Origin of the sequence: Psychrobacter sp. Arc29 (assembly GCF_041431175.1) — a bacterium.
GTDB lineage: Bacteria > Pseudomonadota > Gammaproteobacteria > Pseudomonadales > Moraxellaceae > Psychrobacter.
Window position 1 is genome coordinate 517,955 of sequence record NZ_JASMRR010000001.1, and the last position, 12,323, is coordinate 530,277.

Annotated in this window: 11 protein-coding genes; 1 reads left to right on the forward strand and 10 read right to left on the reverse strand. The window is 43.0% G+C overall.

Annotated elements, in window-relative coordinates:
* Positions 1-89: 89 nt before the first annotated feature.
* Positions 90-1,295 carry a transglycosylase SLT domain-containing protein gene (locus tag QO189_RS02215; RefSeq protein ID WP_371531320.1) on the reverse strand — a complete coding sequence of 402 codons (1,206 nt, stop codon included), beginning with the start codon at positions 1,293-1,295 and terminating at the stop codon, positions 90-92.
* A 1,023-nt stretch (positions 1,296-2,318) separates the two neighbouring features.
* Entirely contained in the window at positions 2,319-3,152 is an 834-nt protein-coding gene (locus tag QO189_RS02220; protein WP_371531321.1) for a Nif3-like dinuclear metal center hexameric protein, read from the reverse strand.
* A gap of 353 nt (positions 3,153-3,505) precedes the next feature.
* Here QO189_RS02220 and QO189_RS02225 point away from each other — a divergent pair, with 353 nt between their 5' ends.
* Positions 3,506-4,828 (forward strand): S1C family serine protease, encoded by a 1,323-nt coding sequence (locus QO189_RS02225; RefSeq protein WP_371531322.1) that lies wholly within the window; start codon positions 3,506-3,508, stop codon positions 4,826-4,828.
* Positions 4,829-4,946: 118 nt separating this feature from the next.
* On the opposite strand, the gene yfaE is transcribed toward QO189_RS02225, so the two are convergent.
* From yfaE to QO189_RS02265, 8 genes are all read right to left on the reverse strand, one after another.
* Positions 4,947-5,216, reverse strand: a complete 270-nt coding sequence (gene yfaE, locus QO189_RS02230) for a class I ribonucleotide reductase maintenance protein YfaE (protein ID WP_201547354.1) — start codon at positions 5,214-5,216, stop codon at positions 4,947-4,949.
* Between the two features lie 155 nt (positions 5,217-5,371).
* On the reverse strand, positions 5,372-6,505 hold the full coding sequence (gene nrdB / locus QO189_RS02235) for a class Ia ribonucleoside-diphosphate reductase subunit beta (RefSeq protein ID WP_201600993.1): 1,134 nt from the start codon (positions 6,503-6,505) through the stop codon (positions 5,372-5,374).
* A gap of 97 nt (positions 6,506-6,602) precedes the next feature.
* Entirely contained in the window at positions 6,603-6,974 is a 372-nt protein-coding gene (locus QO189_RS02240; RefSeq protein ID WP_371531323.1) for a hypothetical protein, read from the reverse strand.
* A gap of 36 nt (positions 6,975-7,010) precedes the next feature.
* Entirely contained in the window at positions 7,011-7,298 is a 288-nt protein-coding gene (locus tag QO189_RS02245) for a type II toxin-antitoxin system RelE/ParE family toxin (protein WP_071001399.1), read from the reverse strand.
* Entirely contained in the window at positions 7,288-7,539 is a 252-nt protein-coding gene (locus QO189_RS02250) for a type II toxin-antitoxin system Phd/YefM family antitoxin (RefSeq protein WP_075102948.1), read from the reverse strand. Before QO189_RS02250 ends, QO189_RS02245 begins: the two co-directional genes overlap by 11 nt.
* A 153-nt stretch (positions 7,540-7,692) precedes the next feature.
* Positions 7,693-9,090 carry a P-loop NTPase fold protein gene (locus QO189_RS02255; RefSeq protein ID WP_371531324.1) on the reverse strand — a complete coding sequence of 466 codons (1,398 nt, stop codon included), beginning with the start codon at positions 9,088-9,090 and terminating at the stop codon, positions 7,693-7,695.
* A gap of 104 nt (positions 9,091-9,194) precedes the next feature.
* On the reverse strand, positions 9,195-11,471 hold the full coding sequence (nrdA, locus tag QO189_RS02260; RefSeq protein ID WP_371531325.1) for a class 1a ribonucleoside-diphosphate reductase subunit alpha: 2,277 nt from the start codon (positions 11,469-11,471) through the stop codon (positions 9,195-9,197).
* Between the two features lie 489 nt (positions 11,472-11,960).
* The gene (locus QO189_RS02265; RefSeq protein WP_371531456.1) at positions 11,961-12,251 is read right to left on the reverse strand and encodes a YbeD family protein; all 291 of its coding nucleotides are present in this window, start codon (positions 12,249-12,251) and stop codon (positions 11,961-11,963) included.
* Between the last annotated feature and the right edge of the window lie 72 nt (positions 12,252-12,323).

Below are 12,323 nucleotides of genomic sequence, written 5' to 3' on the forward strand. Positions count from 1 at the left end.
CATAAAAAAGCTGCTCTTATATAGAGCAGCTTTTTTTTACGTAAAAATTGGGTGTCTTAATATATCTGATATCTAATGGCATCTATTAACTAGACAGTTTGAGTTTTGATAGATTCAAGATAACTTCTGATGTTGCTGACATAGTGCATCGCTTGGCCATAACGGCTATTTGATGCTTTGTTGTCCGCCAAGTACGCATAAACATTCGCCCAGCTCTTGTCGTCAATGCCTTGGGCGCGTAATTTGCGCTGAATACTTTTCACCGCATTTGGACCCATATTATAACCAGCAAGTGCAAACCAGACGCGATCAGTCTTGGGAACATCCGCGAAATCTGCTTTCATCTGCTCCAGATAACGAGCACCGCCGCCGATACTTTGATAGGGATCAACACGGTCTGACACGCCCATGGCCTTTGCAGTGTTATTGGTCAGCATCATAAGACCGCGTACGCCAGTCGGAGATACCGCATTGGCGTCAAGATGTGACTCTTGATAACCCATAGCAACCAACAATTCCCAATCATGATTGTAATTGCGCGCTTGTTCTTCAAACGAAGACTGATAATCAGGCAGTTTTTCTGTCAGTGTTTTTTGGAAATGATCCTGACTATAAGCGTCTTTTAGCAAATTCTGATTGTAGAATGCCGCTAATTTCTGTGTGTTTTTTAGCTTGATGCTATCGCACAAGAAGTAACTGGCTTTTTTGGACAGTGGATCATTAGGTGAGCTGAACGTCCAGCTGACTTTTGGATGCAGACCGTTTTTAGTCAAGCTTGAGTCGTAGCCACAGCTGACATTAATAGACGATAGATTGAGCTGGCTTTTTAGTTTGGTACTAGCCGTGGTCAACGCCATATCAGCGTCACCTGATCTCAAGGCCTTAAGTGCAGCCTCTTCATTGGCATAGGCTTTCAGATTGATATCCACACCGAGCTCGTCTGCATAGGTGCGCACGAGATCAAAACCAAAGCCATGTTGGAAACCATCAGTGGCAAAATAAGTACTATCACCTGGGACAGCGGCAATGGTCAAAGTGTTTTCCAGCATGACATTGGCATAGGCTGGTACCTTTGTATCCATTGTCGTTAGGCTCTGTGCAGGTAAAGAGAGCAGAGCGATACTGGATACTTGTGCCAGCTTCTTGGTTCTGGCAAAACGACCCGACGCAGTAGGGGTAGATGAAACGATGTTACTTTTGGTGTTAAGTAGGCGTTTAGATGGACGCAGTAAATGAGAAATACGACGTTTGGCACCTTGCGCAGATACTTTGACACGATAAGTAATACGTTGCATGGATGTCTCCTGATTTTAGCCATCCTTCTTACCGCAAAAACGCGTAAAAATACATGCACATCATTTGGCATGTATCAATACAGCATTTCAGACGACATCATACTTTTGAATAAAATAAGTACCAGTCATCTTGCTTGATTATAGCGCCACTAGCATGCTCTCTCTAAGAGTTAGCGATGTGGATTTATGGGTCAGCCCGCTATCGATGTGTTGCTTATATGCTCAAAATAAAAGCATAAAACAGTCGTCTCAAAATCTGGACGCACGACTATAAGAAGGATGTAAATCAGATGATTCCTTCATCGATAACACAATATGGCTAATGGCCAAACAACTATATATCAAACATAGGTAAGGTCATGAGTAAGTTATTGAGACAACGACATCAAGCAAAGCGGTGAGGTAATGATTGGCCGTTTAGATCAATATATACATCTGCTTTGGTAATGCTAACTTTAATAACTAACGACACCTTGAGTGATTAGTAGTAAGGTGGCTAGCTGCTAAAGTTAATTGTCCAGCAATGAGGGTAAGCAGCTCAACCATATTTGATAGCTTATAAAAATATACTATCAAAAAGGTGGTGCAAAACTGTCATCGCGACACTAAAAATAAAAACACGGTATAAACCAAATATCGAGTGTATACATCGTGTCTTGGCTAGCGACGTTCCAAAATTTCATTGCTCACAGAGCATAATAAAGTTTCAGATAACCGCCAGCATTATTTTAGCGCCATAACCGGAAGCTGTAATAATGGGAAGTTTCATGACAAAACGTTCTTTCTTACAGGTAGTAATATGCGGTTACTGCTTGCATTATTCAAGTGGAGTTAAGAAAAAAGCGATAAAACTTAACAATTGCGATATAAACGGTTAAATTTAGCCATGTTATACGCGTGCTGGTCACAAACTTATCAATGACTCTTGCAATAACTGCCAAAATTGCGCCTATAATTGCTATTTATTCAGCCCATTACTTTTTTCCTAATTATGGCTATGTTATTGGCGATACATGGGCAGTACTAAGCCGGATTTTCAATATCAATAAAGGTAACTGGCAGTCTATATTCTTGGGCGACTATTTCTCCTAATGCCTGAATGCCACCGCGCTCTGTCGCATGATGACCGCAGGCAAAATAATCAATACCCAGCTCACGAGCAATATGCGTGGTACGCTCAGAGATCTCGCCAGAGATAAATGCATCGCAGCCCATAATGGCAGCCTGTTCGATCATATCTTGGGCGCCGCCTGTACAGATACCGACACGTTTGATTACTCTCTCACTATTGGCAGTCGTTTTCGCATTATTATCAGAGTGATGTTCATAATTAGACGAAATATGTAGTGGGGTACGACCGAGCGCTTGAGTAATCTTTGCGATCAGGCTATCAGCACTCTGCGGTGTGCAAGTGGCGATATTACCAACAGGGTGTGATTCGTTGGGGTAGAGAGCGCCAGTAATCGTCATATCTAGCACGTCTGCCAGTTTTGCATTGTTACCAATCACGGGGTGTGCATCAAGCGGTAAATGGTAGCCAATCATAGAGATGCCATGTTGCATCAATTTGCGGATACGTCGACCTTTCATACCTGTGATAGGCGCAGGTTCTCCTTTCCAAAAATAGCCGTGATGGACCATAATCGCATCGGCATTGTCAGTGATAGCTGCATCAATCAGCGCCTCGCACGCAGTCACACCTGTGACGATACGCTGTATTGGACGACCGCCATCTACTTGTAGGCCATTTGGCGCGTAGTCTTTGAACGCACTAGCAAATAGATACTCATCACAAAATTGCGTCAATGCTTGTGCGCTGATACTTTTGGTCGAAGGTTCAGTAGTATTTTGGGTCATTAGATTTCCTTATTGTTATTGCCTTGCAGTAATGCATTATTATTCAAATATAGTGCTTCAAAAAAGTTTATTTAAAGACGGAGACTGATAAGAGATAAATAATTGACCATTATCTATCGCAAATGTCTGATAGCGGTGATTTTAACATGGCACTGTAAAAGAGTAGACAAGATGGATAACTGAAATGGTACACGATACGTTACTATTTCACGGCATTGCGGTTATAATTTATACATGTGAGTCTGCCTAGCTCTGGCTGTTAATCGCCTAATCAAGCCATGATGGCCGAATAGTCGCAGTTTTCTCACCTTATTTCTCACTGTCCGTCTGCATTAAATTTATAGAGGTTCTATATGTCGTCATCCCAGAACACCAATAACAAGGCGTCTTTATTAAAATGGTTACCTTGGGTCTTATTGCTGCTAGTGTTAGTAGCGTTTATCTGGTTGTTCACGAGTATGAAGTCGACGTCGGAGGCCACGTGGGAGCCGCCGAGAACCACGCCAGCTGAGCAGCAAGCCTCAGCACCAGTGGCAGACACGCCAGCGCCCATCTCTTCTTATCATAATGCAGTTGCGCGTGCGTCGCAGTCGGTTGTCAATATCTATACCACACAAACGATGACAGAGCATCCTTATATGGATGATCCTGTATTGCGCCGGTTTTTTGAATATCATGGTGGCCCATCACAAGAGCAGGGCAATACCAATTTAGGCTCTGGTGTGATCGTATCAGAAGACGGTTATATCGTGACCAATGCGCATGTCATCGAAAAAGCGGATGAAATCACAGTCGCATTTAACGATGGTCGTAAGAGTCGCGCCAAAATTATCGGTACTGACCCAGATAGTGACCTAGCCGTGATTAAGGTCGATATGACGGGATTGACACCGCTTGGTTTCCGCGAAAATCCGATACGTGTAGGCGATTTGGCATTGGCTATCGGTAATCCATTTGGGGTTGGTCAGACGGTAACCCAAGGGATTATCTCAGCGACTGGTCGTACTGGACTGGGCGTCAATAAGTTCGAAGACTTTATCCAGACGGATGCGGCGATTAACCCAGGTAACTCAGGTGGCGCGCTGGTCGATGCTCGTGGTGAGCTGGTGGGTATCAACACGGTGATATTCTCGCGCTCTGGTGGCTCGATGGGTATTGGCTTTGCGATTCCTACATCATTGGTAGAGCAAGTAATGAACGCGCTGATCAAAGATGGTCGCGTCAGTCGTGGTTGGCTCGGTATCGAGATTCAGTCACAGCTACGTGACCCAACGCAGCTAGAGACTTCAACAGGTGTAGAAGTGCTAAATGTGATTGAAGGTAGCCCAGCTGCCAAGAGTGGTTTACGTGTTGGTGATATCATTCTAACCATCGATGGTGTCGAGATGACTGATGCAAATACCTTGATTCAGTATGTCGCTCGCAAGCCACCAACAACTGAGCTGAATGCCCAGATATTACGCCAAGGTAAAAATGCTCAAGTAAAAATAATGCTGGAGGAGCGTCCCGCACAAGAGCCTATTGATCGTCCTGTCGTTCTACAGGGTGAGAGTATGGATGGTATGGGCGGTAGTATCCAAGGTGATCAACAAGCACCTATGATGTCAGAAGCAGAGCGTGATCGCATGCGCGAAGAGCTGATGAAACTTTTCGAGCAAGACTCTGTAACACAATAAAGTGTATTGCTAAATTGCACAAAAAGGCGCGCTCCTTCTCTAAAGGGGCGCGCTTTTTTATTGAGTTAAATTTTATCAAAGCTAATGTTCAGGCCAGTCTTTAGTTCTTACTATTCTGCTAAGGCTTCTCAATAAATTCATGATTGATATAGATGACCCCTCGTACACGGCAACAGCAGGGAAGGATTTCATCTTCTTCAATCATCGCTAGCGGGTCAAATGGATAGTCGACCGTATGTGAGCTAGCAATGCGCTTGACTCGGCAGCTGCCACAATAGCCTTCGCGGCATTGATAGTTGACATCGTGTCCGGTGCGTAGCAGTCCATCTAGCAGACTCTCGTCGTCATGTAGATAGAACTGCTTTTTACTGGTCATTACCCAAGTCATCGTTAATCCTATTGGGATATGTTTATGCTATTACTATCCCTACTATTAACCCATAAGACGATTACAGCGGTAGAAATTTCATAACTTCAAATTTCTACCGCTCAAGCCTTTATCATACAAAGTCTTTCTAGCTCAAAGCTCTTACAATTCAGCTTTTATAATTCAAAGTCATCAAAATCACTGTCTGATAAGTCAGAGTCAATCTGACCAACCAAGTACGAGCTAATCTCGGTCTCTTGCGGCGCGACCTGCACATTGTCAGACGACAACCACGTATTGATCCATGGGATTGGGTTTGACTTTGAGTTCGGGAACGCCGCTGGCAAGCCGACGGTTTCCATACGCAAGTTGGTGATGTATTCGATATATTGGCACAGAATGTCTTTGTTGAGACCTATCATCGAGCCGTCTTTGAACAAATAGCCTGCCCATTCTTTTTCTTGCTCAGCCGCCTTGCGGAAGATTTCAATGCTTTCATCGAAACATTCTGCGGCAATCTCGACCATCTCAGGATCGTCACGACCGTTACGCATGAGGTTCAGCATGTGCTGCGTACCCGTCAAATGCAGCGCCTCATCACGCGCGATCAGTTTAATAATTTTAGCATTGCCTTCCATCAATTTACGCTCAGCAAAGGCAAATGAGCAAGCAAATGAGACATAGAAACGAATGGCTTCTAGGACGTTGACCGCCATAATGCATAGGTACATTTGTTTCTTCAATGATCTCAAATCAACCGTGACTTGCTCGCCATTGATGTTGTGCGTACCTGGCCCATACAAGCTATATAGCTGTGAGTTGCGATACAGCTCGTCATAGTACTGAGCGATATCAGAAGCACGACCTAAGATGTGCTCGTTTTGCATAATGTCGTCAAAGATAATATTTGGGTCATTGACGATATTACGAATGATATGCGTATAGCTGCGTGAGTGAATGGTCTCAGAGAACGACCATGTCTCAATCCACGTCTCAAGCTCAGGGATAGACACCAGCGGCAATAGCACCACGTTTGGACTACGACCTTGGATAGAGTCGAGTAGGGTCTGGTATTTGAGGTTGCTCAAAAATATGTGCTGCTCATGCGAGGACAGATTGCTAAAGTCGATACGGTCGCGGGATACATCGACTTCTTCTGGACGCCAAAAGAACGACAGCTGTTTTTCAATCAATTGCTCAAAGATAGGATGCTTTTGTTGGTCATAGCGCGCCACGTTGACTGGCTGACCAAAGAACATCGGCTCTTTTAGCGCATTGTTTGGCGTTTGAGAAAAAATCGAGTAAGTCATGGGACTGCCTTTATAATTGATACGGTTATTAATTTATATGGGTTTGACTGGTTTTGATTTGATGTTATGACACGTTTTTGGATTATAGCGTTTTAGCTTAGAGGTTCTCTAGTGATATCTGCGACGACTCTTGCCCATCGTTCATATAGGCTTTGAATATCTCGCTCAGCTCACTATCATCGAGTGCTTCTAATTCATCAAGTGCGCTTTTACGTAGGGTGCTGACATCAGACTCTTCCGCTGCTGTTTTTAAGTCTTTTTTAGCTGCTCTCGATACTGGCTTTTTGACTGCTTTTGCCACGGATTTTTTGGTGACGGCTGCCTTTGGTGCTTCATCCACACCTAACTGCTGACGCACCTCTGCAATATCAACCTCGACTTGTACGATATGCGAGCCACCATCGTTTAGGTCTGAAAATACATTTGGGATAAACAAACCACCGTCTTTGATGATTGCGGTATATTGCACATGACCTCCGTCGTTTTAATTCTATCTAGGTTTTGATTATGGCTGACGCGTCGCCAGACTGTCATATACCTTGTTGTTTTCTCTTTTACCAACTGCCAATACATAAACCACCACCACGTCATCTTTGACGGTATATACCAGACGATAGCCTATGGTGCGTAATTTAATTTTATAAGTATCAGTGTGTCCAGAGAGCTTTGACGCAGGCACATGAGGGTTTGAGAGTCGCTGCTGTAATTTTTTCTTAAACTGCTGCTGGATACTTGGCGCTATCTTTTTCCATTCTTTTAACGCTAACGGGTGAAACTCAAGACTATAAGTCATCTAACGTGACCTTGATGGGTGTTTGCCCATCATTCATCCGTGCGTTTACGGTTTGGCTGAGTGCCATATCGTCCATCGCTTCCATCATGCGCTCAAACACGTCTGATGAGACCAAGTACGCCACGGGTTTGTTGTGGTTTAAAATGGCAATCGACTCACCATCTGACTGTTTAATCAAGGCAGAGGGATTGTTTTTTAGCTCTGAGATACTGGCTGTTTGTGTCGCAAATATTGGTTGCATGACCTATTCCCCATTAAAATTAAGCTCTAAATATAGGGCTAATTTTAGCACGAAAATTAGGTTTTATTTGTTATTGTATTAAATTTAAATATTTTGGGATGTAAAGCAAGATAGACTATTATTAACTTATCCTACGATCATGAATATAAGTCATCAGTTACTAGAAGTAATTGTAGCTTGTCCCACATGAGTTTGTATGGATGATACGACATTAGCATATTGTTTATGAGAAATACCTTGTAAATCTACTGCCTTGTACACAGAATCTAAATTATTTATTGAAAGTTCACCCTTATCTTTATAACCTTCAATAAATTGTTTAGAAAGACCTTGCATATTTAAGTTAGTAAAGCTTTCTGACAATAATTTTATTACTTCAAGGGATTCAATTTCGTTTTGATTGGCTAATAATAAGTTGTGAATTAGAACAAGTATTTTCGACGTTATCTCACTATTAGTATTAACTAAAGTGATATCTCTTATTTTTAATAAGTCCAAAAGATCATCTAAATCAAACGTATTTAGCTTTATATTATTGAATAGTTCTCTGGAATAACTTTTAACTACAGATAGTAAAAGTATTAAGGGTAAGTTCTCACCTGCATATTCTGATAAAGAAGCTAGATAGAATTTAGTGTATAGCCTAGTAACATCTCTAGCAGATAACTGAAGATGTTGAGTAAACCATAGTCCGTAGGCTTCAATATCTGCTCTATTGTCTAGAGTTTTTATACTATCTTTACCTGTATAATTTTCAGAAAGGCTTTGCCAAAACTTATTATAATCAGGTGTGTTTAAGTTAATTTCGAAATCAAAGAATCTTTCTAGGTACTTCTGTCCATTATAACTTTCGCCATAAACACCTGAAATGGCCTTTCCAAGTTGTTCTAGATCAGTTCCTAGTACGAATATAATGTTTGGTGTATCAAATATATGCTTAATTCTTTCAAGCAGTTCAATACAAAAGCTAGGCTTACATCTGTCAAGTTCGTCAATCAGGATAACCATTTTATTATCCTTCTCGATCAATAAGCTTAACTTATCTTGCAATAACTTAACCTCTTTTTCTTCCTTAGTGAAGTTGTCAAAGACTTCACCTGCTAATGCTGAAATCGCTTCTTCTGAGATCTCAATTAGTCTATTGCCTATACCAATCGGTGCGACTAGGTCAACTATGGCTTTAGATCCGTTGACAGCAATTGATTTAAGAACTTTGATAGCTGTTTTTTTTATTTCTTCAATATCTTTTTCTTGCGAAAATTGTTTGATAATGTGATTAAGTATTAATAAAAATGGGTCTCGGCCAAAGTCATTTTCCCAAGCGTTAAAATAAGAGACTTTAATCTCTTTTTTGCCTAATTCAGTTTCAAGAAATTTGAGAAATGTTGTTTTTCCAGTTCCCCATGGGCTATCTATGGCAATAGTACAAGGATCAGAGATTTTTGTTATTAGCTCAACAATATTTAGAACTTCAGGTTCACGATCAAACTTATCGTTCAAATAAATATTATTAATAGGAATCTTAATGCTTTTATCATTAGATACTTTCACTCACAACTCCATATGATATTCCATAATCCTAATTAGCGAGCTTAACCCAAAAGCCAAACCCGCCATCCATCAGAAATTCTATTTAAAGAGCCTCTCCTGCAAACCTAAATCTTACAAGCACCGCCAGCACAATCATCTTCCATATCCGCTTGGGCATCGTTCGCACCATCACGAGTGTTATGGTAGTACAACGTCTTCACACCCATTTTATAAGCGTTTAGCAAGTCTTTTAGCAATATCTTCATCGGTACACGGCCACCAGCATAACGAACTGGGTCGTAGTTGGTATTGGCAGAGATACTCTGATCGACGAACTTCTGCATGATAGCGACCAGCTTTAGGTAACCGTCATTGTTTGGCATTTGCCATAGTAGCTCGTACTGATCTTTTAGCTTATCAATCTCAGGCACGACTTGCTTTAAGATGCCATCTTTTGAGGCTTTGATAGAGACCAGACCACGTGGTGGCTCGATACCGTTGGTCGCGTTGGCGATCTGACTAGAGGTCTCAGACGGCATCAAGGCGGTTAGGGTAGAGTTACGTAGACCGTGCTCAGTGATCTCGCCGCGTAGCGTTTCCCAATCTAAATGTAGCGGCTCTTGGCAGATTTTATCCAAGTCGGCTTTGTACGTATCAATCGGCAAGATACCTTGTGAGTACGTGGTCTCATTGAACGCAGGGCACGCGCCTTGCTCTTTTGCCAATTTGTTTGACGCTTTCAAGAGATAGAATTGCAATGCTTCAAACGTCTGATGAGTTAGACCAAGCGCGCTGTCGTCAGAGTAGCGTGCGCCATTCTTAGCCAAGTAATACGCATAGTTGATTACGCCCACACCGAGCGTACGGCGACGCATGCTGCCGTTTTGAGCGGCTTTTACTGGATAGTCTTGATAGTCGAGCAGGGCATCAAGCGCACGGACGATTAGCTCGGCTGGCTCTTCGATGTCGCTGACGTTGTCGACTTTACCCAAGTTGACCGCTGATAGCGTACAAAGGGCGATTTCGCCTTCTTCGTCATTGATGTTATCAAGTGGCTTGGTCGGTAGCGCGATTTCCATACATAGGTTTGACTGGCGAATCGGCGCAACCGTCGCGTCAAATGGGCTATGGGTGTTGCAATGATCGACGTTTTGGATATAGATACGACCAGTGCTCGCGCGCTCTTGCATCATTAGACTGAACAAATCAGCGGCTGGGATCTGACGGCTACGTACGTTAGGATCATTTTCGTACTTGGTGTATAACTCTTCGAATTTGTCTTGATCTTCAAAGAACGCATCATATAGACCTGGGGTGTCGCCCGGTGAGAATAGCGAGATGTCTTGACCTTTGATCAGGCGCGTGTACATGGTTTTGTTTAACTGTACGCCGTAGTCCATATGACGGACACGGTTGTCTTCGACGCCGCGGTTGTTTTTGAGTACCAGTAATGACTCAACTTCTAAATGCCATAGTGGGTAGAACAATGTTGCAGCACCGCCACGGACGCCGCCTTGTGAGCAGCACTTAACAGCCGTTTGGAACAATTTGTAGAATGGGATACAACCAGTATGCTGTGCTTCACCGCCACGAATAGGGCTACCAAGGGCGCGGATACGACCTGCATTGATGCCGATACCAGCACGCTGTGACACATAGCGTACGATAGCGCTAGTGGTTGCGTTGATAGAGTCTAAGCTATCGCCGCATTCGATCAATACGCACGAGCTGAACTGGCGCGATGGCGTACGCACACCTGACATGATAGGCGTCGGTAGTGAGATTTTGAACTCTGAGGTCGCATCATAGAAGCGTTTGACGAAATCAAGACGATCTGACTTGTCGTATTGGCTAAACAAGCACATACCTACGAGCATATATAAGAACTGCGGGCTCTCATAGACAGTCTTGCTCACGCGATCCTGTACTAGATATTTGCCTGCCATTTGCTCAACAGCGGCATAGGCAAGATTCATATCGCGCCAGTGATCAAGGTATTCTTCTAACTCATCAAACTCAGCACGGCTGTAGTCCGCTAGGATATGCTGATCGTATTTGGCAGCGTCAGTGAGTTTTTTTACATGATCATACAGATGCGGCGGCGTGAATCTGTTGTACGCAATCTTACGCAAATGGAAGATGGCCAAGCGCGCAGCGAGGTACTGATAATCAGGTGTGGTTTCAGAGATCAGATCAGCGGCCGACTTGATGATGGTTTCGTGAATGTCACGAGTCTTGATACCTTCATAGAACTGAATGTGCGACTTTAGCTCAACTTGTGATACTGACACATTTTCTAAACCATCAGCCGCCCACGCGATTACCTTGTGAATTTTGTCTAAATCAATAGGCTCTAAACGTCCATCACGCTTGGTTACTTGGATTTTATCAATATGTGTCATGCTGGCCTCTATTTTGATTGCTTATTGTGATGTCGCGCGCCAAAGCAGCGGCAGACATTCTTTATAACGCTATTATGCTGGGTTGTGCTAGCTGTTTTTTAGGCAAAAAGCTACCACTACTCGTAGTGACGATTAAAATCACTGAGTACTACATATAGCGTGTTTGTTAATTGGTAGGCACAATATAGCGGGAAAATTCTGAAAATACTATATTGATTTTAGGATAAAACTATGTTGCTACAAGGTTGTAGGCAGTCCAAATTTTGGCAAAGGACGATGGGATAAGGGTTAGACGCAAATGCGGTCAATAATAAAATTTTTGTAAAAATAGTGCAGCCGTTTGCTTTTCATTCTCTCGGTTATTGTCGACCAATAACGCTAATCATGGCAGCAATAATTCGGGCGCAGATTGTACATCAAACTACAAAAAATCGCCACCCGTATGAGTGACGACTTGGACCAAAAAGGCGCTAAACCTGTCTGAACGATTTACAAAACCATGCGAACCGTCTTGGCGTTATCAAGCGCGGCATAAAGTGTATTGACTTGCTCAGCTGCTGTTAGGTACAGATTGACCCGTGCTGAGTGAAAACGACCCGTTCTAGAAGGCTTCACTTCGATAGAGGCCAAATCAAAATCAGGGAATTGGCTACCCAAGATAAGCTTGATTTCATTGAGCAAACTCTCGTGCTCACCTTCATGACCAATGATGCTGAGAGGGTAGTTCATTGGGAACTCCCAAAGCTCTGGGTTTTGAATATCAGTCTTTTTGCCTACCAACGCGCCTTTATTTGGCGTCAAATCAGTGACTTTCACTGATGGCTGATTGCTGGTTGGGTTATTTGCGCTGTT